At 67.1% G+C, this 20,767-nt stretch carries 21 protein-coding genes; 11 read left to right on the top strand and 10 right to left on the bottom strand.

Going from position 1 to position 20,767, the window contains the following annotated elements:
• Nucleotides 1-65: 65 nt before the first annotated feature.
• Complete coding sequence (locus JX552_RS25790) at nucleotides 66-1,187, bottom strand: citrate synthase 2 (RefSeq protein WP_205874621.1); 1,122 nt, start codon at nucleotides 1,185-1,187, stop codon at nucleotides 66-68.
• A 106-nt stretch (nucleotides 1,188-1,293) separates the two neighbouring features.
• Between JX552_RS25790 and pdxH the strand changes: the two genes are divergently transcribed.
• The 4 genes from pdxH (at nucleotide 1,294) to JX552_RS25770 (ending at nucleotide 4,551) form a co-directional block, all read left to right on the top strand.
• Nucleotides 1,294-1,920, top strand: coding sequence for a pyridoxamine 5'-phosphate oxidase (gene pdxH / locus JX552_RS25785; protein ID WP_205878689.1), 627 nt, complete (start codon nucleotides 1,294-1,296; stop codon nucleotides 1,918-1,920).
• A gap of 155 nt (nucleotides 1,921-2,075) precedes the next feature.
• Entirely contained in the window at nucleotides 2,076-2,279 is a 204-nt protein-coding gene (locus tag JX552_RS25780; protein ID WP_205874620.1) for a hypothetical protein, read from the top strand.
• Nucleotides 2,280-2,623: 344 nt separating this feature from the next.
• Nucleotides 2,624-3,079, top strand: coding sequence for a helix-turn-helix domain-containing protein (locus JX552_RS25775; protein WP_205874619.1), 456 nt, complete (start codon nucleotides 2,624-2,626; stop codon nucleotides 3,077-3,079).
• Nucleotides 3,080-3,258: 179 nt separating this feature from the next.
• On the top strand, nucleotides 3,259-4,551 hold the full coding sequence (locus JX552_RS25770) for a citrate synthase (RefSeq protein WP_205874618.1): 1,293 nt from the start codon (nucleotides 3,259-3,261) through the stop codon (nucleotides 4,549-4,551).
• A 71-nt stretch (nucleotides 4,552-4,622) separates the two neighbouring features.
• On the opposite strand, the gene JX552_RS25765 is transcribed toward JX552_RS25770, so the two are convergent.
• Together JX552_RS25765 and JX552_RS25760 are read right to left on the bottom strand one after the other, a co-directional pair.
• The gene (locus JX552_RS25765; RefSeq protein WP_205874617.1) at nucleotides 4,623-6,173 is read right to left on the bottom strand and encodes a phytoene desaturase family protein; all 1,551 of its coding nucleotides are present in this window, start codon (nucleotides 6,171-6,173) and stop codon (nucleotides 4,623-4,625) included.
• A 9-nt stretch (nucleotides 6,174-6,182) separates the two neighbouring features.
• Complete coding sequence (locus JX552_RS25760) at nucleotides 6,183-6,446, bottom strand: DUF2630 family protein (RefSeq protein ID WP_205878688.1); 264 nt, start codon at nucleotides 6,444-6,446, stop codon at nucleotides 6,183-6,185.
• Between the two features lie 100 nt (nucleotides 6,447-6,546).
• Between JX552_RS25760 and arfA the strand changes: the two genes are divergently transcribed.
• Genes arfA through arfC form a run of 3 tightly spaced genes read left to right on the top strand, consistent with a single transcriptional unit; the run spans nucleotide 6,547 to nucleotide 9,177 of the window.
• Nucleotides 6,547-7,578: a channel-forming protein ArfA/OmpATb gene (gene arfA, locus JX552_RS25755; RefSeq protein ID WP_488663608.1), complete on the top strand. Its 1,032-nt coding sequence runs from the start codon at nucleotides 6,547-6,549 to the stop codon at nucleotides 7,576-7,578.
• Nucleotides 7,579-7,591: 13 nt separating this feature from the next.
• Nucleotides 7,592-8,488 (top strand): channel accessory protein ArfB, encoded by an 897-nt coding sequence (gene arfB / locus JX552_RS25750; RefSeq protein WP_205874615.1) that lies wholly within the window; start codon nucleotides 7,592-7,594, stop codon nucleotides 8,486-8,488.
• Nucleotides 8,488-9,177: a channel accessory protein ArfC, sunset domain variant gene (gene arfC / locus JX552_RS25745; RefSeq protein WP_205878687.1), complete on the top strand. Its 690-nt coding sequence runs from the start codon at nucleotides 8,488-8,490 to the stop codon at nucleotides 9,175-9,177. The genes arfB and arfC overlap by 1 nt, the downstream gene beginning before the upstream one ends.
• On the opposite strand, the gene prrB is transcribed toward arfC, so the two are convergent.
• From prrB to JX552_RS25720, 5 genes are all read right to left on the bottom strand, one after another.
• Nucleotides 9,174-10,514, bottom strand: coding sequence for a two-component system sensor histidine kinase PrrB (prrB, locus tag JX552_RS25740; protein ID WP_205874614.1), 1,341 nt, complete (start codon nucleotides 10,512-10,514; stop codon nucleotides 9,174-9,176). The two genes, arfC and prrB, sit on opposite strands and share 4 nt — an antisense overlap.
• A gap of 25 nt (nucleotides 10,515-10,539) precedes the next feature.
• Entirely contained in the window at nucleotides 10,540-11,241 is a 702-nt protein-coding gene (gene prrA / locus JX552_RS25735; RefSeq protein ID WP_036364553.1) for a two-component system response regulator PrrA, read from the bottom strand.
• A 48-nt stretch (nucleotides 11,242-11,289) separates the two neighbouring features.
• The gene (locus tag JX552_RS25730) at nucleotides 11,290-12,963 is read right to left on the bottom strand and encodes an FAD-binding dehydrogenase (protein WP_205874613.1); all 1,674 of its coding nucleotides are present in this window, start codon (nucleotides 12,961-12,963) and stop codon (nucleotides 11,290-11,292) included.
• A 95-nt stretch (nucleotides 12,964-13,058) separates the two neighbouring features.
• The gene (locus tag JX552_RS25725) at nucleotides 13,059-13,673 is read right to left on the bottom strand and encodes a TetR/AcrR family transcriptional regulator (RefSeq protein WP_205874612.1); all 615 of its coding nucleotides are present in this window, start codon (nucleotides 13,671-13,673) and stop codon (nucleotides 13,059-13,061) included.
• A gap of 100 nt (nucleotides 13,674-13,773) precedes the next feature.
• Nucleotides 13,774-14,397, bottom strand: a complete 624-nt coding sequence (locus JX552_RS25720) for a TetR/AcrR family transcriptional regulator (protein ID WP_241010730.1) — start codon at nucleotides 14,395-14,397, stop codon at nucleotides 13,774-13,776.
• 122 nt (nucleotides 14,398-14,519) lie between these two features.
• Between JX552_RS25720 and JX552_RS25715 the strand changes: the two genes are divergently transcribed.
• Nucleotides 14,520-15,581, top strand: a complete 1,062-nt coding sequence (locus tag JX552_RS25715; RefSeq protein WP_205874610.1) for a PPE family protein — start codon at nucleotides 14,520-14,522, stop codon at nucleotides 15,579-15,581.
• 4 nt (nucleotides 15,582-15,585) lie between these two features.
• Here JX552_RS25715 and JX552_RS25710 read toward each other — a convergent pair whose 3' ends face one another.
• On the bottom strand, nucleotides 15,586-16,713 hold the full coding sequence (locus JX552_RS25710) for an FAD-dependent oxidoreductase (protein ID WP_205874609.1): 1,128 nt from the start codon (nucleotides 16,711-16,713) through the stop codon (nucleotides 15,586-15,588).
• Between the two features lie 103 nt (nucleotides 16,714-16,816).
• Here JX552_RS25710 and JX552_RS25705 point away from each other — a divergent pair, with 103 nt between their 5' ends.
• Nucleotides 16,817-17,362, top strand: a complete 546-nt coding sequence (locus tag JX552_RS25705) for a TetR/AcrR family transcriptional regulator (RefSeq protein WP_205874608.1) — start codon at nucleotides 16,817-16,819, stop codon at nucleotides 17,360-17,362.
• Here the strand turns inward: JX552_RS25705 and JX552_RS25700 are convergent.
• On the bottom strand, nucleotides 17,347-18,840 hold the full coding sequence (locus tag JX552_RS25700) for an acetyl-coenzyme A carboxylase carboxyl transferase subunits beta/alpha (RefSeq protein WP_205874607.1): 1,494 nt from the start codon (nucleotides 18,838-18,840) through the stop codon (nucleotides 17,347-17,349). The genes JX552_RS25705 and JX552_RS25700 overlap by 16 nt on opposite strands.
• 28 nt (nucleotides 18,841-18,868) lie before the next feature.
• Here JX552_RS25700 and JX552_RS25695 point away from each other — a divergent pair, with 28 nt between their 5' ends.
• Nucleotides 18,869-19,600 (top strand): enoyl-CoA hydratase, encoded by a 732-nt coding sequence (locus tag JX552_RS25695; protein WP_205874606.1) that lies wholly within the window; start codon nucleotides 18,869-18,871, stop codon nucleotides 19,598-19,600.
• A gap of 5 nt (nucleotides 19,601-19,605) precedes the next feature.
• The gene (locus tag JX552_RS25690) at nucleotides 19,606-20,724 is read left to right on the top strand and encodes an MBL fold metallo-hydrolase (protein ID WP_205874605.1); all 1,119 of its coding nucleotides are present in this window, start codon (nucleotides 19,606-19,608) and stop codon (nucleotides 20,722-20,724) included.
• Nucleotides 20,725-20,767: the final 43 nt, after the last annotated feature.

Raw genomic sequence — 20,767 nt, 5'->3', positions numbered from 1 at the left:
CCAGGGCAGTGGCGGCTCGGGGAGCCTCGCCGTGACCCCGCGGACTCCCGTCGGCGCCGGCTCGCCTAGGCGTTGGTGAGAACCCGGTCCCAGCCCGCGACGGATTCCGGGCTGCGCGGTCCCGGACCCACGTAGATGGCTGACGGGCGCACCAGCTTGCCCAGCCGCTTCTGCTCGAGGATGTGAGCACACCATCCGGCGGTGCGCCCGCAGGTGAACATCGCCGGCATCATGTTGGCCGGCACTTCGGCGAAGTCCAGAATCACCGCGGCCCAGAACTCCACATTGGTCTCGATCGCCCGGTCCGGGCGGCGCTCCCGCAACTCGGCCAGCGCCGCCTGCTCGAGTGCCACCGCAACCTCGTACCGGGGCGCTTTCAACCGCTCGGCGGTGGCCCGCAGCACCCGCGCCCGGGGGTCCTCGGCCCGATACACCCGGTGACCGAAGCCCATCAGCTTTTCCCGGCGATCCAGGATGCCTTTGACCAGACCGCGGGCGTCGTCGGTGCGTTCCACCTCTTCGATCATCGGGAGCACGCGGGCCGGGGCGCCGCCGTGCAGGGGGCCGCTCATGGCTCCGATCGCCCCGGACATCGCCGCGGCCACATCCGCGCCGGTCGACGCGATCACCCGCGCGGTGAAGGTCGACGCGTTAAGGCCGTGCTCGGCCGCTGAGACCCAGTAGGCGTCGATCGCCTCGATATGCCTGGGGTCCGGCTCGCCCTGCCAACGGGTCATGAAACGAGCTGTGACGGTGGAGCATTCGTCGATCACGCGCTGTGGGACGGCCGGCTGATAGATGCCGCGCGCCGATTGTGCGACATAAGACAGCGCCATCACGGAGGCCCGGGCTAGCTGATCGCGCGCGACGGCTTCCTCGGTGTCCAGCAGCGGCTGGTATCCCCAGATGGGTGCCAGCATCGCGAGGCCGGCCTGCACGTCGACCCGGACGTCACCGGTGTGAATCGGCAGCGGGAAAGGCTCCGCGGGCGGCAACCCGCGGCCGAACTCGCCGTCGACCAGCAGCGCCCAGACGTCACCGAACGTCACCTGCTGGCTCACCAGATCCTGGATGTCGACGCCGCGGTAGCGCAGCGCACCGCCGTCTTTATCGGGTTCGGCGATTTCGGTGGTGAAGGCCACAACGCCTTCCAGGCCTGGGACAAAATCCTCCGGGACCACAGTCATGGGGCAAATTCTCGCACCCCCGTCCGGGCTGGTTACTACCGGCCGGTAACGGCCGCCGAGTAGCGTTGGGACGGTGACCGAACCTCATGGGCAGCACTTGGCTGGGATGCGGGTGGAGTACGGTTCCGTCGAAAAGGACGGCAGCGCGGACCTCGATGCGGACTGGCTCTCCGACGGGTGGCTTGCGTTGCTCCGCAGGTGGATTGACGACGCGCAGCAGGCCGGCATCGCCGAACCGAACGCCATGGTGGTAGCGACCGTCGCCGACGGCAGGCCGGTGAGCCGATCGGTGTTGTGCAAGAGCGCTGACGAGGCGGGGATCACGTTCTTCACCAACTATGACTCGGCGAAAGGCCTCGACCTCGCAGTGACGCCGTACGCGTCGGCGACCTTCCCCTGGTACCTGCTAGGCCGGCAGATCCACCTTCGCGGGGCCGTGAGCAAGGTCGACTCGCGGGCCACCGAGGACTACTGGTCCAAGCGGCCGCGTGGCTCGCAGCTGGGCGCGTGGGCGTCACAACAGTCGCAGCCCGTCGCGTCGCGCGCGGCGTTGCTCGGCCAGCTGGCCGAGGTGACCGCGCGCTTCGCCGATACCGAGCAGATCCCGGTGCCGCCCAATTGGGGCGGATACCTGATCGCCCCGGAAGTGGTGGAGTTCTGGCAGGGCCGGGAAAACCGGTTGCACAACCGGATTCGGGTGATCGACGGTCAGATCGAGCGATTGCAGCCTTAGCTCGTTCCTCGATCGTGCAGGGCGAGATCGGGGCGAGCGCCCCGGCGATGAGGGTGCGCATGAATAATGGGCGTCGCGCACGCCGGGGAATCCGAACCCACCGGCCCAGACCCTCGGCCCGATGGTGGCCCGGGCCGGAGCCGGTGCCGGTGCCGGTGCCGAAGCAAGTCTTGTTCCGGCCCCGGGCGCTTTCGTGGATAGCTCGGGGCGAAGCGGCCGACGCCGTCCTGGCCGGTATCGACATCGGTTTGTTGACCGATGCGGGGCGCGCCCGGCTGGCGTTTCTCCGTGCCAGCAACATGCTGTGGGCGTTGGGCGATCCCACCCGCGACAAAGGGATCATCGACGAACGGCGCTGACAGCGCCACCGCACGCGCGCAGCTACATCGACGCTTTCCTGACGGTGTATTGGTATGCGACCGACAATCCCGATGCCGTACTGCCCGCGTCGACGAGCCTCGTACTGACCGAGCTGCCTGCCGTCGTAGGCGCCGAGTCGCGTGGGTCCCGGTCACGATCAGCGCCGACGCGGGACGCGTCGCCGAGGCCGTGGCCCTCGCAGAGCCAGGATATTCAAGTGCGGCAAGATCTTTGGACGCGCCGCAGATGGCGTTCATCATAGCGGACTCCCATGTGAGGGCGCTGCTGTTGGCCGGCCGAATCGGGTGCGTGGACCCCCGCGCGTCGCCAGGCAAACGAACCGTTGCCGTTCACCGATCGGGAACGGGAGATCGTGATGCTGATCGGTGCGGGGTTGCCCAACAGGGCGGTCGCCGGCCGACTCACGCTGTCGGTGCGCACCTGGAAAGCCGCATCTACGAAGCGGTGGCGAAGCCCGGCACCTACCACCAGCGAGGAGTGTGCTGCGCAGGTGTCGCATCGCGGCGGACGCCTACGACATCGCTCGGCGACGACAGGTGCCTTGCCGGCCAATCGCAACGATCGGGTGATCAGCAGCGGACCGGGGCTCGGTAACCACATGTCGCGGCAGCGCGGCATCCCGGCCGAGGCGCGCATGGGTCATGGTTTCGCGCAGCCGCTCGATGTAGGTGGCGGCGTCACCGGAAACGTCGGGGGAGCGCGGGCGCCGGTCGCAGACCTCGCCAGCTGCCGCAGGTCATCACCGCCTGACCAGCATGCCGCCATTGCCCGCGGATAAGCGGCCAACCAGCCCATTAGGGGGAGTTCCGGCTTCTGCATCAGGCCCGCGACGTGCAGATCCGACCCCGGGAAGGCACGCCATCGAGATAACGACTACCTTCACCTATACGCACCTAGTGCACCGCTGGCGGACCTAGGGCGTGCAGCCATATCAAGCCTGAGCGCAAAGGGGTTCTCGTGGGCGACACCGACGACACCGCAACTCTGAAGTACCCGGGGGGCGAGATCGACCTGAAGGTCGTCCATGCAACCGAAGGTGCCGACGGCATTGCGTTGGGTCCGCTGCTGTCCAAGACGGGGCACACCACCTTCGACAACGGCTTCGTCAACACCGCGTCCTGCAAGAGCGCCATCACCTACATCGACGGCGACGCAGGCATCCTGCGCTACCGCGGATACCCGATCGACCAGCTGGCCGAGAAGTCGACCTTCCTCGAGGTCTCCTACCTGCTGATCTACGGCGAACTGCCGACCACCGAGCAGCTGGCTGAATTCACCGGCCGCATCCAGCACCACACCATGCTGCACGAAGACCTCAAGCGGTTCTTCGACGGATTCCCGCGCAACGCCCACCCAATGCCGGTGCTGTCCAGCACGGTCAACGCGCTGTCGGCGTACTACCCGGATTCGCTGGACCCCACCGACAACACCCAGGTCGAGCTGTCGACCATCCGGCTGCTGGCCAAGCTGCCCACCATCGCCGCCTACGCGTACAAGAAGTCGGTGGGCCAGCCGTTCCTGTACCCGGACAACTCGCTGACGCTGGTGGAGAACTTCCTGCGGATGACGTTCGGGCTGCCGGCCGAGCCGTACCACGCGGATCCCGAGGTCGTCCGGGCCCTGGACATGCTGCTGATCCTGCACGCCGACCACGAGCAGAACTGTTCGACGTCCACGGTGCGGCTGGTGGGGTCCTCGCAGGCCAACCTGTTCACGTCGATCTCCGGGGGCATCAACGCGCTGTGGGGTCCGCTGCACGGCGGCGCAAACCAGGCGGTGCTCGAAATGCTCGAGCAGATCCGCGAGAGCGGCGACGACGTGGGCGAGTTCGTCCGCAAGGTGAAGAACCGTGAGGCCGGCGTCAAGCTGATGGGCTTCGGGCACCGCGTCTACAAGAACTACGACCCGCGCGCCCGGATCGTCAAAGAGCAGGCCGACAAGATCCTGGCCAAGCTCGGTGGCGACCCACTGCTGGACATCGCCAAGCAGCTGGAAGAGGCGGCGCTGACCGACGATTACTTCATCGAGCGCAAGCTCTACCCGAACGTCGACTTCTACACCGGTCTGATCTACCGGGCGCTGGGCTTCCCGGTCCGGATGTTCACCGTGCTGTTCGCGCTCGGCCGGCTGCCGGGCTGGATCGCGCACTGGCGTGAGATGCACGACGAGGGTGACAGCAAGATCGGCCGTCCGCGCCAGATCTACACCGGCTACACCGAGCGCGACTATGTCGGGATCGACGGCCGCTAGGTTTCACGGCGAGCAGACGAAAAAGCACCCCGGAGCGCACGCTCCGGGGTGCTTTTTCGTCCATTGAGCAGTTATAGCGAGGCCAGCACCGCCATCGCCGCATTGTGCCCGCCGATACCCGAGACCGCCCCGCCCCGGCGGGCACCTGAACCGCAGAACATGATCCGGTCGTGCGCGGTGGCCACCCCCCAGCGCCGCGCCGGGGTGTCCAGCGGGTCGTCGTCGTCAGCGAACGGCCACGACAGCGCGCCATGGAAGATGTTGCCCGCGGTCATGCCCAGCCGCTCCTGCAGATCCAGTGTGGTGGTGGTTTCCAGGCAGGGGCGCCCGTGCGCGTCGGGCAGCAGCGCGTCCTGAATAGGTTCGGCCAAAACGGAATTCAATGACGCCAGCACCGCGTCGGTCAGCCGTGCGCGCCACCGGTCCGGCTCGGGCGAACCGGACACCGGGGCGTGGAAGCCGAACACCGTCATCGTCTGGACGCCGGACAGCGCGGGCGACACGATGCTCGGGTCGGTCAGCGAATGGCAGTAGGCCTCACACGGCAAGGGATCCGGCAGCTCACCTCCGGCGGCGCGCAGGTATCCGGCATCGAGCTGCGACCAGGTCTCGTTGGCGTGAAACGTGCCGGCGAAGGCCTGCTGCGGGGTCACGTTCCGGTCGCGCAGTCTCGGCAGCCGGCGCAGCACCATATTCACCTTGACTTGCGGACCTGGCGCCACCGGTGGCAGCGGTTCACCCAGCAGGCCGGCCAGCACTGCGGGTCCGACGCCGGACAGAATGAAACGGCCGCGCACCCGGTGCTCGGCCCCGCCGCTGCGGTAGCACACCTCGCCGTCCGGATTGACCGCGAAAACGTCAGTGGCAGTGGATAATTCGGCACCACAGCGGCTGGCCGCGGCGGCCAGGGCCGAGGACACCGCGCCCATGCCGCCGATCGGCACATTCCAGTCACCGGTGCCACCACCGAGCACGTGATACAGAAAGCAGATGTTCTGCAGCAGCCCCGTGTCGTCCAGTCGCGCGAAGGTGCCGACCAGCGCGTCGGTCGCGACGACCCCGCGCACCAGGTCGCTGGCCACGGCGTCGGTGATGGCATGTCCGATCGGCTCATCGACCATGGCACGCCATGCCGCCATCGCATCGGGATCAGCGCCGGCCACTACGAGTTGGCGAGCCTGCTCGCGGGTGCGCAGTGGCTCGAGCAGGGTGGGCCACAGGCGTTGAGTGACCAGCCCGCAGCGCCGGTAGAAGGCGGCGAAGCCGCGCTCGTCGTCGGCTGCCCCGATGGCGGCGAAGCTGCCGAGTGGTCCGATCAGCAGGCCGGTCCGTCCAGACGTGCGCGGATCCGGTGTATAGGACGAATAGGGGCGCCTGGCCAGCTGCACCCGCGCGCGGAGGTCGTCGAGAATGCGTTGCGGCAGCAAACTCACCAAATACGAGTAACGGGACAGTCGGACGTCGACACCGTCGAAGACTTGGGCGGATATGGTGGCACCGCCGATGTGCGGCAATCGTTCCAGCAGCTTTACCCGGAGGCCCGCCCGGGCCAGATAGGCGGCCGCGACCAGGCCGTTGTGGCCGCCGCCCACGATGACTACGTCGAAATCGTCGTCAGGCATCGGCACGGGCTAGTTGAGATAACCTTCGACCTCGTCAGCCGGACGCACGGCGGCTTCACGCGGGTCACCGCCGGTTTCGCGCAAAGCCCGGCGCTGCCGGAGCAGGTCCCAGCACTGATCGAGTTCCACTTCCAGGCTGCGTAACCGCTCTTGTTCCTCGACGGTCGAGATCTCACCGTGCTGCACCTGCTCACGCAAGGCCTTCTCGCGAGCGACCAGGTCGCGGATATGTGCCAGCGCGTCGCTGTCCGTCGGTTTGCTTCCGTTGGCCATCACATCAGTCTGCCCCACGTTCCATCGGTATCGTATGTGGACTCGGTAGGCTCATATCGCCTGGAAACGCGAACAACGGCGGTTTGAGTGAGGAGCGATGGTGGGGCCAGATGTGGGGGTGGACGAAGCGTCGGCGCCCGCCCGTCAAATCAGTCAGGCTCAGCTCACCCCTCGATACCACCGTCAGCGGCTGGGCCGGCCCTGGTTGATCGGTGTCGCGGTCATCCCGTTTCTGCTGGCGATGATCGGATTCGGCGCATACGAACGACCGACGGGTGTCAACGGGCCGACCGGCGACCTGCCGAAACTCACGGCGGCCCCTACCGGTGCGTCGAATGTGTCCAGCGCTCCGAGCCTGTCGCTATCGCTGCTGTCGATCAGTCGCAGCGGCAACAGCATTACGCTGATCGGCGACTTCCCGGACGACACCGCCAAGGCGGCGCTGATGACATCACTCAAAGCCCTGACGCAGCCCGGCGTCACTGTCATCGACCAGATTCGCATCGACCCGCTGGTGCGCACCCTGGACTTCACCAACGCCGAACCGGTGTTCGCCGCCGGCGCCCCGATCCCTGACTTCACCATGAAGGTCGAGAAGGACACCGTCACCTTGGGCGGCACCGCATCGCCTGATCAGAAGGACGCCGTCGAACGTGCGGTGGTCAGCGTCTGGCCGGGCGTGAATGTCGCCAACGCCATCGTGGCCAGGGGTCAGATCACGCCGAGTATTCCGCAGGCGGCGACGTCCGTGCCCCCGCCCGGCCCCGGCGCGTGCAACGACCTGCAGGCCGTCATCAACAAGATGACGGGGGGTCCATTGGCGTTCGGAGCCGACGGGGTGAGTCTGACGCCGGACGATACCCAGATCCTGATTCGGGTGGCTGACCAGCTCAAGGCGTGCCCGGCGGCACGTGTGACCGTCAACGGGTATACCGACAACGCCAGCGCCGAGGGTATCAACATTCCGCTCAGCATTCAGCGGGCCACTCTGGTGGCCGAGTTCCTCATTGCCAACGGCGTGGCCCGCGATCGCGTCACCGCCAAGGGTTTGGGTTCGGCCAATCCGATTGCCAGTAACGACACGGCAGAGGGTCGTGCGAAGAACCGTCGCGCCGAGCTCGTGGTTGGCTAGGGGAGAATCAGGCATGGGTTTTCTGGTCCAGTGGGTGGTCTACCTGGCTGCGTTTGTGGCGGGGTCGGCCGTTGCCTACGGGATCGCCGTCTTGCTGATCAAGCCTCGCAAGCCTGAATCCGACGCCGGGCTCACGCCGGCTGAGCCGGCGGAGCCCGAAACGGTCGAGCTCCAGCTGATGTCCGAGGTCGTCCAGCCGGCCGGGTCGGAGGTCGAGACAGCGCCCGAGCGTCACATGCCGGTGCCCGCGGCGGCCGAGCGGGAGGGCGAGACCTTCGAGCAGCTGCTCTGGCCCGAGTCGGAACAGCGGCCCGCTGAGTTTGTCGAGCCGGAGGCGGTCGAGGCGGGGCATGTTGAGCCGGCCGCCGAGGCTACCGAGGCCGAGACCGAGCCGGAACCCGAGTCGGTCGAGCCGGAGCCCGAGTCGGTCGAGCCGGAACCTGAGCTGGTCGAGCCGGCACCTGAACTGGTCGAGCCTGAACCGGCGCCGGTCGAGCCCGAGCCGGTCGAGCCCGAGCTGCCCGAGGTCGAGTCCGAGGTGGCTCAGCCGCAGTGGCCGGGCCCGGCGTCTCAGTGGCCCGGGCCCGAGCCAGCCGAGCCCCAGGACGCTGAGCCGGCCGCCGAGGCCGCCGAGGCTGTCGAGCCGGAGCCCGAGCCAGAGCCAGCGCCCGAGCCGTTCCAGCCAGAGCCAACGCCCGAGCCGACGGAGCCGGCGGTTGCCGAGGCGTCCGAGGTCGAGCCCGAGGTGGCGCAGCCGCAGTGGCCTGGACCGCCGTCTCAGTGGCCCAGCCCCGAGATGTCGCAGCGCGACGATGCTGCGGCACCGGAACCCGATTCGGAGACCGAGTTGCCCCAACCGCAGCGGCCGGGGCCTGCTTCGCAATGGCCCGGCATCGGAGTAAAGCGGTGATCGCCCAGGTGCACTGGTGGTTGGCCGCCCTGTCGTTCGGGCTCGGCATGGTGCTGACGTTCACGCTCGTGGCTCGACCCGCGAAAACCCAGATGCCGGCCTGGGTCCTTGCCGAACCCAGACCGCGTCCAAGACCCGAGCCGGTGATGAAAGCGCCTGCCGCGGAGGCGCCGACGAAGAAGGTACCTGCCGTCAAATCCGCACCGGCGAAAAAGAAGGCCGTCTCCAAGGCGCCGCCGAGGAAGCGCAAGCCCGTCTCCAGTGATGCCGCAACGGAACGCATCCCCGTCGGCAAAGACCCTGCGACGGAGCGCATTCCGGTCGTGCGAAAGAGACCGGCCAAGAAGGCGACCGCCGCCAAGAAGGCGAGGCCGAAGGGCCCTCCGCCCAGGCGCAGGCCAGTCCCGAAAGATGCTGCGATGGAGAAGATTCCAGTCAGTAGCGAAGCGGAGACCATCGTGCTACCGCTGATGCCGTACGCACCCTACGGGCCAGGATCCATGCGCGCCAACCTCGACGGCAGCGGCCCGGACGGGTGGACGATCAAGGGGCGCATGGACTCCCGGCTCTTCTACGCGCCCGACGACGAGTGCTACGACGACACGCAGGCCCAGGTCTGGTTCCAGGACGAGGAATTCGCCGGTCGCGCGTTTTTCACGCCGTGGCGCAACAGCACGCGGAAGAATTAGCTCGGCCCGGGAAGGCGCAGCACCAGGCGTGCCCCGCCCAGCGGGCTGCTTTCCAGCGACGCCGTGCCGCCGTGCAGGTCTGCCTGCTGTGCGACCAGCGCCAGGCCCAAACCCGACCCCGAATGCGAGGCCGTCGAGCCTCGGGAGAACCGCTCGAACACCACTTGTCGTTCTTGCTCCGGGACGCCGCTGCCGTTGTCGTCGATGGCAATCTCGACTCCGGCCCGCGAGCTGACCGCAGACAGTTGGACATGGGTGGCACCGCCGTGTTTGACGGCGTTGGCGATGGCGTTGTCGACGGCCAACCGCAATCCGGCCGGCATCCCGACGATGATGCAGGTCGGCGAGGGCACCAGGGAGACATCGAGATCGGGGTAGATGCGGGTGGCGTCGTGGGCAGCGCGATCGAGCAGATCGGTGATATCGACGGGCACGTGGTCGTCGGATGTGGACAGTTCGCCCTGAGCCAACCGTTCGAGCGCGCTCAGCGTCGCCTCGATTCGCGACTGGGTTCGGATCACGTCACTGAGCACTTCTTTGCGTTGGTCATCGGGCAGGTCCAGGGTGGCCAGCACCTCGAGGTTGGTCCGCATCGCCGTCAGGGGGGTCCGCAATTCGTGCGAGGAGACGGCCGCGAAATCGCGGGCTGAGGCTAGCGCTTCCTGTGTCCGGTTCTGCTCGTTCCAGATGCGTTGCAGCATTCCGCGCATGGCTTCGGCGATCTCCACGGCTTCGCTGGCGCCGTGCACCTCCACCCGGGGAGCCTCGTCGCCGGCATCGATCGACCGGGTCTGCTCGGCCAATTGTTTGAACGGACGTACCGCGAATGCGGCGAGCAGCCACGCGAACACCGCCGCAGCTCCGATGGCCAACGTACAGATCAGCAGTACCCGGCGATGCAGGTTGTTCGTCTCGGCATAGGTGGCGTCGTATGTCGCCGCCACGGCCACCGAGGTCGGTTCGGGACCCGGAATCTCGACGGTGCGCACCCGGTAGCGGACCCCATGGATGAACGTGTCGGCGTAATCGTCCTGCAGCTTGGGCAGATTGATGTCGGTGTTCGACTTGATGACGTTGCCGCGACGGACGGTGATCAGCGCGTCCTGGTCGTTGGGTGAGCGCGGAATCTCATCCAGGCCTCGCGGCACGAACGGAATAGCGAAGCCCGCGGCCTCGTCCAGCCGCCGGTCCAGCCGTTCCTTGCGGTCCTTGGTAATGCCCACCCATACGACGGCGCCGACGATCAGCACCGGGATGGCGGCGCCGATCACCGTCGCGACGACAACCCGGGTCCGAAGCGACGGCGTGCGGGCGAAGATCCGCGATAGGATGTTCACTGCCGCCATCGGGCACCTGCCGCGCTCATTGCATCCTGAGCACGAAGCCGACACCCCGGACGGTATGCAGGAGCCGCGGGCCGCCGTTGGCCTCCAGCTTGCGCCGCAGATAACCGATGAAGACGTCGACGACGTTGGTGTCGGCGGCGAAGTCGTAGCCCCACACCAGTTCGAGCAGCTGCGCGCGGGACAGCACCGCCGTCTTGTGTTCGGCCAGCACGGCAAGCAGGTCGAACTCCCGCTTGGTGAGGTCCACGTCGACGCCGTTGACGCGGGCGCGCCGACCGGGGATGTCCACTTCGAGCGGGCCGACGGTGATGGTTTCCGAGGACGACGTGGCGGTCGCGCCGCGCCGGCGCAGCAGCGCGCGTACCCGTGCCACCAGCTCGGCCAACACGAACGGCTTGACCAGATAGTCGTCGGCACCCGCCTCCAACCCGGCGACCCGGTCGTCGACCGAGCTGCGGGCACTCAGCACGCACACGGGCACGTCGTTGTCCATTGCGCGCAGTGCCGTCACGACGCTGACACCGTCCAGCACGGGCATGTTGATGTCGAGCACGATCGCGTCCGGTCGGGTCTCGGTGGCACTGCGCAGGGCCTCGGCGCCGTCAACCGCGGTGGACACCTCGAATCCGGACAGCCGCAGCCCACGTTCCAGCGAGGCGAGTACGTCAGAGTCGTCGTCGACCACCAAGACCCGAGGTGAGTTCACACCAGTGTCCATGCGCCTATCTTGCCTGATTGAGCGCTAGGGTGGTGGGAGGCGCGGTGATCAGCGGAGATCGTCCGCGGCGCCGCGGCCGGCGGCTCGACCGGAGAAGATGCAGCCGCCCAGGAACGTTCCTTCCAGTGCGTTGTATCCGTGCACGCCGCCGCCGCCGAATCCGGCGACCTCCCCGGCCGCGTACAGGCCCGGGATGGCCTGACCCTGGTTGTCCATGGCGCGAGAAGACAGGTCAGTTTGTATGCCTCCCAACGTCTTTCGTGTCAAAATGTGCAACTTGGCGGCGATCAGCGGTCCGGCTTTGGGGTCCAGGATGCGGTGCGGCGTAGCGACCCGGCCGAGTCGATCGCCCAGCGCGCGCCGGGCGTTGCGGATGCCCTGCACCTGGACGTCCTTGCAGAATGGGTTGGCGATCTGCAGGTCGCGGGACTCGATCTGGGCGCGGATCCCGGCCGGATCCAGTAGCGGCTCGTCGGTCAAGGCATTCATCTTCGCGACGAGATCGTCGAGGTTGTCAGCGACCACGAAATCGGCGCCGTGGGCCTTGAACGCCTCGACCGGGCCGGTGGCGTCCTTGTTGAAGAAGCGTTGCTGCAGCACCTTCATCAGGCTCTTGCCAGTGATATCGGGATTCTGTTCTGAACCCGACAGGGCGAACTCCTTCTTGATGATCTTCTGAGTCAGCACGTACCAGGAGTAGTCATACTTCGCGATCTCAGGGTTGGTGCGCAGATACTTCAGCGTGCCTAGGGTGTCGTACCCGGGCAGGTAGGGAGCCGGTAGCCGTCGGCCGAGCGCGTCGAACCACATCGACGAGGGGCCGGGGATGATGCGGATGGCATGCTTGGGCCAGATCGGATCCCAGTTGCGGACGCCCTCGGTGTAGTGCCACATCCGGTCCCGGTTGACCAGGCGGACCCCGCTGTCGTGGGCGATATCGAGCATCCGCCCGTCGACGTATTCGGGCACGCCGGTGATCATGGACGACGGGGGAGTGCCCATCCGTTCCGGCCAGTACCGCCGCACCATCTCATGGTTGCCGCCGATCCCGCCGGTGGTGACGATCACCGCCTGGGCCGACAACTCGAATTCGCCGACGGCGTCGCGGTTGGAGGGGGCGCCCCGCACCGCGTCGTCGGGTGCCAGCACTGTGCCTTTGATCCCGGTGACCGCGCCGTCGGTGAACACCAACTCGTCCACACGGTGGCGGTGATAGAACGTCACCAGGTTGTCCTGCGCGGCATCCAGGGCGGAATTGACAAAGGGCTCAACGATTCCCGTGCCGGTACCCCAGGCGACGTGAAAGCGCGGAACCGAGTTGCCGTGGCCGTCGGCGCGCAGGTCCCCGCGCTCGGCCCATCCCACGGTGGGCATGAACCTGATGCCGAGGTCGGTCAGATAGGACCGCTTCTCCCCGGCGGCGAACTCCACATAGGCGCGGGCCCACTTTGCCGCCCATACGTCCTCGTCGTCGAGGCGATCGAATGCCGCACTGCCGGACCAGTCGTTCCAGGCCAATTCGAAGGAGTCCTTGATCCCCAGCACCCGTTGCTCAGGAGTGTCGACCAGGAAGAGGCCGCCGAATGACCAGAAGGCTTGACCGCCCAGATTGGCCTCGTTCTCCTGGTCGACCACGGCGACCTTCTTGCCGCGCCGGGTGAGTTCGTGGGTGGCGACCAGTCCCGCCAGTCCCGCACCGATAACGATGACATCAGCGTCCATGAGACAGCCTTTCTGCGCCTGAGTTCGCTCACCAAGCGATTCCGATACACAAATGTATCATATTCAGTATCGCATCGAAAGGGGTGTTTGGGGGCCTAATCCCGGGTGAGGACCACGTTCATCAACTGGGTCAGCCAGGCACGCGCGGCGGCTTGGTCGCTGTCAAGCAGCAACTGCACACTGACCCCGTCGTAGGCGGCAATGATGGCGCGCGCGGTGTCGGTCACGCTGTCGATCGCCTTGTGGAACCCGATGCCGCTGGCGATCAGTCGTTCCTCGATGACTTTGCGCAACTGCGCGCGGTGCACTTCCCAGCGGTGGGCCAGCTCGGGGTTGCGTGCCGAGTACAGCAAGAAGTCGAACTTGATCAACAGCCAGTCGCGTTCGAGGAGCAGCGTGTCGACGATGCGCTCCACGACACCGGGCAGGTCGACGACCGCGTCGGCGCCCTCCATGGCGGCGCGGACCTGCTCTGCGGTGCGGCCCGCCCACTCGTCGTACAGCAGGAAGAACAACTCTTCGAGGCTTTCGAATTGCGAGTAGAACGCGCCGCGGGTGTAGCCAGCGGCTTCGCACACGTCCTCAATGGTGACGTGGCCGTAGCCCTTTACGGCGAACACCCGAAATGCCGCATCCATGAGTCGGGCGCGTGTTTCGGCGCGGCGCTTGGTGACGCGCGGTGGCTTGGCCGCGGTGGTTGCAGTTGGCATGGGCACCCCTATTCCAGATGTAGCCGATACATTGCCACATCGGATACGTGACGTGCCACATTGGGGGCGCAATGTCCCTGAATAAAATTCAAACGCTCACTCAGGGGTCGGCGCGCCCCGGCGTCAGCACCATGTTGAGCAGCTGGATGAGCCGGGCGCGCGCGGCGTCTTCGTTGTTTTCGAGTAGCAGCTGGGTGGCCAGGCCGTCGTAGAGGGCGATGATGGCTTGCGCTGTGTCGCTCGCGCTGGCGACCGACTCGTGCAGCCCGATCCCCCGGGCGACTAGCAGCTCCTCGATGGTGAGTCGCAACTTGCCACGGTGTACCGACCAGCGCTGGGCTAACTCCGGATTGCGAGCGGCCACCGCCAACAAGTCCACCTTGATCAACAGCCACTCGCGTTCGAGCAGCAGCGTCTCCACGATGCGTGCCACGATCGCGGGTAGGTCATTCACGGGGTCGCCGGCCTCGACGGCGCTCCGCACCTCTTCGGCGATCTGGGCCGTCCACTGGTGGTAGATGACGAACAGCAGCTCCTCAAGGCTTTCGAACTGTGAATAGAACGCACCTCGCGTGTAGCCGGCGGCCGCGCACACATCTTTGATGGTCACCTGGCCGTAGCCCTTCTCGGCGAAGACATCGATCGCGGCGCTGATGAGCCGCTCCCGGGTTTCGGCGCGGCGTTTGGTTACCCGCGTCGCCTTCGCGGTGCTCGCTGACGTCATGACCCTGTCGCCTTCGTAGATCCATTGAAGTATCGGATGCATAGTAGCAAAAAATATGTTGACGCATCGTATACACAAATGTATGTTTTGAGGCGGTCGACGACGAAGGCAGGTGTGACGTGATGGGTTTCGAGATGCTGTCACCGGAAGTGAACTCGGCGCGCATGTACGGCGGGGTAGGGGCGGGACCGTTGTTCTCCGCCGCAGCCGCCTGGGACGGGTTGGCCGCTGAATTGCAGGCATCGGCGTCCTCATTCGACTCGGTGATTTTGGATCTGGTCGGTGGCTCGTGGGCCGGCCCGGCGGCGACGGCAATGGTCGGCATCGCGGCCGGTTTCGTCGGGTGGCTGAGCGCCTCGTCGACGGTTGCCGAGGTCGCCGCCATACAGGCCCGAGCCGCGGCGACGGCGTACGAGGCGGCTCGGACTGCGACCGTGCATCCCGCGGAGGTGACGGCCAACCGGTTGCATCAGCTGGCACTGATAGCGACGAACTTCCTGGGCCAGAACACGCCGGCGATTGCGGCCGCGGACTTCCTGTACATCGACATGTGGGTCCAAGACGTCGTCGCCATGCTGGGCTATCTGGCGGATGCCGTCGCGGTGGCGGTCTCGCTGACGCCGTTCAGCGCGCTGCCGGCCGAGCTTGCCGGGTTGGCATCGCAGGCGGTCGTGGCCGCACAGGCGATCCCGCTGGATGCGGTCTCGCAGGGCGTCCAGCTCGTGTCGACCTCGGTCGGCATGGCGTTGACGCCGCTTTCCAGTCTGGGCGGCGGCGGGGCGGCGGGCAGTGCCGCCCTGGCCGGCTACGCGGAGGCGTCGGATCTACCCGCCATTGCGCCCGCGGAGGCGGTCAGGCCGGCGAGTGGAGCCGGGTTCGGCGCGGCGGCGGGTCTGGGTCAGGCGCGGACGGTCGGTACTTTGTCGGTGCCGCAGGGCTGGCTCGGGTCAACGGCGGACGCGCGGGTGGGTTCGGCGCTGCCCGGCACTAACCTGGCCGGCGCCGCGACGCTTGTCAACGCCGAGGCGGCTGCCGGTGCGGGAGCTGCCGGAATGCCGATGATGCCGATGCCGGCGGGCGGTGGAGCCAACAGCGGGATGCCCGGGCGAGCGATGGCCGGCGGCGGGGCTTCCCCTCATGTGGTGCAGCAAAGGCCCAGTGTGATCCCGCGGGTAGGTGTCTGACCGGTCATCGGTTGACCAGGCCGCTCAACCGCCACGCCAGTTGCCGTCGCACCGCCGGTACGTGTGCGGCCAGTCGCATCGCCGAATTGCGCACCGGGCGCAGCGGGCGCGGCATGGTCGAGACCTTTGTCAGCCGCCCGGTCAGCTTGAGCACCTGCCGCGCCCGTGCCCGCTGGCTCGTGCTGTAGGCCTCGAGCGCGGCGTCTGAACCCTGGGTGAGCGCCTCGGCGAGTGCGACGGCGTCGGTGATGCCCAAGTTCATCCCCTGACCGCCGGCGGGGCTGTGCACATGCGCGGCGTCGCCCGCGAGCAACAGCCGACCGGCCCGGTAGGTGTCCGCGACGCGATGCTGAATCCGGAAGCGCGAGCCCCAGACCAACTCCTTGACCATGGTGCGACCAGGACCGAAGCCGCGGCTGTCCAGCAAATTCTGCACGAACTCCGTCGTCGGTACCCGGGGTGCCCGCGCCGCCGGCGCCACAATGCGGTGGATGCCGTCGGGAAGCGGCGCGAGGACGGTGAGGCCCTCATTTCCGTAGAAGAGGATGACTTCGTCATCCGGAGCATTGCCGGCGATGTGCACGTCGGCCAGTGTGAAGGTCTCGGCGAATTCGCCGCCGGTGAAGCCGATGCCGGCGTGATGGCGGACGGTGCTGTGCATGCCGTCGGCACCGACGACGTAGGCCGCGCGCATGCTGTCTCCGTCGTCGAATCTTGCCGTGACACCGGTCGCGTCCGGGCTGAGTCGGCACAGTGACTTGGGCCGAATTACTCTGCCGCCCAGTTCATTAAGCCGATCCTCCAGAACTTGCTCAGTGTCGGCTTGCGGGATCATCAAACTGTACGGGTAGGGCGTCGGAAGTCCGCTGAAGTCGACGGAGATCAGCACGGCTGAACCTTGGCGCATGGTGAATCGCGGCGCGGCGAGCCCGGCCTTGACCAGGCGCCGGGACACGTCGAGGTCTTCAAGCAATTCCAGGCTGCGGGCGTTCACCACGGCCGCGCGCGAAGTGTTCGCACCGGACGGCAGCTTGTCGACCACCATCGCGTCGACGCCCCGGGTGAGCAGTGCTGCGGCCAGTGTGAGACCGGTGGGTCCGGCGCCGACAACCAGGACATCGGTGTCGTTCATGGCGAGTTCTCCTTCATGCAGCTAAGTCAACAATTGTTGATATCGTCCATAATGCGCGTGGCGGTGAAAGTATGTCAACAGTTGTTGGCCTACGGTTGTTGACATGAGACGATCGTCAGCGCAAACCAAGGCCGTGATCTTGGCGAAGGCCCGCGAACGGTTCGGGACCGCGGGGTTTCAGGCGGCCACCATCAGGGCGATCGCTGCCGACGCGGGCGTGGATCCCGCGATGGTGATGCGGTACTTCGGCAACAAGGATCAACTGTTCGCCGCCGCCGCCGAGTTCGATCTGCAGTTGCCCGAGTTCGCGGCGGCCGACCGGGATCGGCTCGGCTGGTTGCTGGTCGGCCATTTCCTGCGGCGCTGGGAGGGCGGTGACGACGCCCTGGTGATCCTGCTGCGCTCGAGCGCCACCAATGGCGACGCGGCGCAACGGATGCGGGAGATTTTCGGTATCCAGCTGCAGCCGTTGGTGGCGTCCTGGGTGCCGTCCGGCGAGGCCGCGAAACGGGCTGGGTTGATCGCCACCCAGATCTTGGGTTTGGCCCTGTGCCGCTTCGTGTTACGGCTACAGCCCGTCGTCGATCTGAGTCAGGACGAGGTGATCGAGTGGCTGGGCCCGACGATCCAGCGCTATGTGGACGGCTGAGCACCGGGTAACCCGATGCGGCGGTAGCGCGTCAACCGTGCGGTCAGACGTTGCGGAGCGGGTGTCTCGCGCAGTGTGTGGACTTCGGCGGCAATGGCCGTCGACAGTCGCCGGGAAAACTCGACGGGTTCGTCGGCGGCATCGGGATGCTCGGGGACAATCGCGTCGACGATGCCCGATGCCAGCAGATCTGCCGACCGAATGCCTTGTGCGGCAGCAAGTTCAGCCGAGTGCTCGGTGTCGCGGAAGACGATCGCGCTCGCCCCCTCCGGCGGCAGCGGCGCTAACCAGCCATGCAGAGCCGCCAACACCCGGTCGGCCGGCACCATCGCCAGCGCCGGCCCGCCGCTGCCCTGTCCTAGCAGCACCGACACCGTGGGCGTGTCCAGGGTGACAAGCTCGGCCAGGCACTGGGCGATCTGGCCGGCCAGCCCGCCCTGCTCGGCTTCGGCCGATAGCGCCGGACCTGCTGTGTCGATCACCAGTACCAGGGGCAGACGAAGCTCCGCGGCCAGAGCCATGCCACGGCGGGCCGCACGCAGTGAGCCGGGCCCGACGATGTTGCCCCCGCCGATCCGTTGCTGCCCGAGAACGACCACCGGCTGACCTGAGAAACGGGCCAGCGCCAGCAGTGTGGTTGCCGCCTCGCCCTGACCGGTGCCCGACAACAACACCCGGTCGGTGGCGCCGTGCCGCAGCAGGTGGCGTACATCCGGTCGGTCGGCGCGACGTGAAGCACGCACCGAGTCCCAGGCGGGCACATCGGCAACCGGCTCGGGAAGCGGACGTGCCGGCGGTGGCTCGGGGGCGTCCGCGATGACCGTCAGCGCGCGGTGCACGGTGGCCCGCAGATCCGCGAGGCCGACCACGCCATCGATCACCCCGTACTGCTGCAGATTCTCCGCGGTTTGGATACCGGCTGGGAATGGCTGGTCGTAGAGCAATTCGTACACCCGCGGACCGAGGAACCCGATCAGCGCGCCAGGCTCCGCCACGGTGACATGGCCCAGCGAACCCCAGGACGCGAATACCCCACCGGTGGTCGGATCGCGCAGGTAGACCAGATAGGGGAGATGGACCTGCCGGTGCAGCCGGACGGCCGCGGCGATCTTCACCATCTGCAGGAAAGCCACCGTGCCCTCCTGCATGCGGGTGCCACCGGAGCTGGGCGATGCCAGCAGCGGCAGCCGCTCGGCCGTGGCACGCTCCACGGCGGCGGTGATCCGTTCGGCGGCCGCCACGCCGATCGAGCCGGCGAGAAAGCTGAAGTCACAGACCACCACCGCGACCCGGCGACCGAACAGCCGACCCTCGCCGGTCGACACCGACTCGTCGCGGCCGCTGGAGGCGCGCGCATCGGCCAGCTCGCGTGCATAGGTCTCGGACAGCGGCACCGCGACCGGCTCGACGTCCCAGCTGACGAAAGAGCCCTCGTCGAGCACCGCGTCGCGGAGTTGATCGGTCGTGATCCGGCCCACAGGAACGAGGCTATATATCCTGGCCCCCATGATCGGTATCACCCAGACCGAAGCCGTCATGACTATCGAGCTGCAGCGGCCCGAGCGGCGCAATGCCCTGAACTCCCAGCTCGTCGAGGAACTGCGGGAAGCTCTGGTCAAAGCCAGCGGCGAAGAAACCCGTGCCGTCGTGCTGACGGGCCAGGGCACCGCGTTCTGCGCCGGGGCGGACCTCTCCGGCGATGCCTTCGCCGCCGACTACCCCGACCGTCTGGTCGAGCTGCACCGGGTCATGGACGCGGTTCCGGTCCCTGTGATCGGCGCCATCAACGGACCTGCCATCGGCGCCGGCCTGCAGTTGGCCATGCAGTGTGACTTACGGGTCGTCGACGCGGACGCCTTCTTTCAATTTCCGACCTCCAAATACGGTCTCGCGCTGGATAACTGGAGTATCCGCCGGCTCTCGTCACTGGTCGGTCACGGGCGGGCCCGGGCGATGCTGCTGACCGCCGAGAAGCTGACCGCAGACGTGGCGCTGCTGACCGGGATGGCCAACCGGATCGGCACGGTCGCCGACGCACAGGCATGGGCAGCGGAGATATCCGGTCTGGCGCCGCTGGCTATTCAGCACGCCAAGCGGGTACTCAACGACGACGGGTCGATCGAAGAACCGCGGCCCGAGCACAAGGATCTGTTCGACAAGGCGTGGGGCAGCCAAGATGTGATCGAGGCGCAGGTCGCTCGCATCGAGAAGCGGCCGCCGAACTTTCAGGGGGCGTAACTGTCATGATGCGCCGGGCGCTGCGACTGGCTGGCGGCACCGTCTCGCTGGCGGCGGGTGGCTGGTTGTTGCGGGCGCTGCACGGCGCGCCCGCGGCGCTGGGCGCCGACCCTGGCGCGATCGCCGCCGTCGCTACGGGTTCGCCCAACTACCAGGACGGTGTGTTCGTCAATCTCGACCCGTCGTCGCTGTACGTGATCAACCGCGAGGAGATGCGGCAGATCGCGTGGGAGTTGATCGGGAATCGCGGCGCCAGCCTGCCCGCCAAGCCGATCCCGTTGGCTTCTCCGTCGATCTATCAGGGAGAACCCGCTGAGTTGGCAGTGAGCTGGTTCGGGCACTCGACGGCGTTGGTGGAGATCGACGGGTATCGCGTGCTGACCGATCCGGTGTGGAGCGACCGGTGCTCACCGTCGGACGTCGTGGGCCCGCAGCGGTTGCATCCGCCGCCGGTGCTGCTGGAGGGATTGCCGGCGGTCGACGCGGTGGTGATCAGCCACGACCACTACGACCACCTCGACATCGACACCGTGCGGGCACTGGCTCGCACCCAACGTGCGCCGTTCTTCGTGCCGCTCGGGGTAGGGGCCCACCTGCGGTCGTGGGGGATACCGGAGCAGCGCATCGTTGAACTGGACTGGAACCAGAGCGCTCAGATCGACGAGCTGACCATTGTCTGCATGCCGGCCCGGCACTTCTCGGGGCGCTTCTTGAGCCGCAACAACACGCTGTGGGCGTCGTGGGCGTTCATCGGCCCGCGCCACCGTGCCTACTTCGGCGGCGACACCGGCTACACCAAGAGCTTCGCTCAGATCGGTTCTGACCATGGACCGTTTGACCTGACCCTGATGCCGATCGGCGCGTACAACACAGCGTGGCCCGATATCCACATGAATCCCGAAGAGGCGGTCCGGGGACACCTGGACGTCACCGATTCGGGCTCTGGGTTGCTGGTGCCGATCCACTGGGGCACTTTCCGCCTGGCGCCGCACCCGTGGGCGGAGCCGGTCGAGCGGGTGCTCAAAGCCGCCGAGCCGGATGGCGTCCAGGTGGCCGTCCCGTTACCGGGTCAGCGCATCGACACGATAGGCGCGCTGCGATTCAACCCGTGGTGGCGCCTGTAAAGGAGCTGGCGTGGAATGTGCCCGGCTCCTCCTCGCGCCTATC

The organism is Mycobacterium gordonae, from assembly GCF_017086405.1.
GTDB classification, from domain to species: domain Bacteria; phylum Actinomycetota; class Actinomycetes; order Mycobacteriales; family Mycobacteriaceae; genus Mycobacterium; species Mycobacterium gordonae_D.
The sequence above is the reverse complement of the archived record's forward strand: the minus strand, read 5'-3'. Positions and strand labels throughout refer to the sequence as shown.

Coding starts and splice junctions, on each gene's coding strand:
- JX552_RS25790 (WP_205874621.1), bottom strand. CDS start 1,187: ATGACTGTGGTCCCGGAGGATTTTGTCCCAGGCCTGGAAGGCGTTGTG.
- pdxH (WP_205878689.1), top strand. CDS start 1,294: ATGCGGGTGGAGTACGGTTCCGTCGAAAAGGACGGCAGCGCGGACCTC.
- JX552_RS25765 (WP_205874617.1), bottom strand. CDS start 6,173: ATGCCTGACGACGATTTCGACGTAGTCATCGTGGGCGGCGGCCACAAC.
- JX552_RS25760 (WP_205878688.1), bottom strand. CDS start 6,446: ATGGCCAACGGAAGCAAACCGACGGACAGCGACGCGCTGGCACATATC.
- arfB (WP_205874615.1), top strand. CDS start 7,592: ATGGGTTTTCTGGTCCAGTGGGTGGTCTACCTGGCTGCGTTTGTGGCG.
- prrA (WP_036364553.1), bottom strand. CDS start 11,241: ATGGACACTGGTGTGAACTCACCTCGGGTCTTGGTGGTCGACGACGAC.
- JX552_RS25730 (WP_205874613.1), bottom strand. CDS start 12,963: ATGGACGCTGATGTCATCGTTATCGGTGCGGGACTGGCGGGACTGGTC.
- JX552_RS25725 (WP_205874612.1), bottom strand. CDS start 13,673: ATGCCAACTGCAACCACCGCGGCCAAGCCACCGCGCGTCACCAAGCGC.
- JX552_RS25720 (WP_241010730.1), bottom strand. CDS start 14,397: ATGACGTCAGCGAGCACCGCGAAGGCGACGCGGGTAACCAAACGCCGC.
- JX552_RS25715 (WP_205874610.1), top strand. CDS start 14,520: ATGGGTTTCGAGATGCTGTCACCGGAAGTGAACTCGGCGCGCATGTAC.
- JX552_RS25710 (WP_205874609.1), bottom strand. CDS start 16,713: ATGAACGACACCGATGTCCTGGTTGTCGGCGCCGGACCCACCGGTCTC.
- JX552_RS25705 (WP_205874608.1), top strand. CDS start 16,817: ATGAGACGATCGTCAGCGCAAACCAAGGCCGTGATCTTGGCGAAGGCC.
- JX552_RS25695 (WP_205874606.1), top strand. CDS start 18,869: ATGATCGGTATCACCCAGACCGAAGCCGTCATGACTATCGAGCTGCAG.
- JX552_RS25690 (WP_205874605.1), top strand. CDS start 19,606: ATGATGCGCCGGGCGCTGCGACTGGCTGGCGGCACCGTCTCGCTGGCG.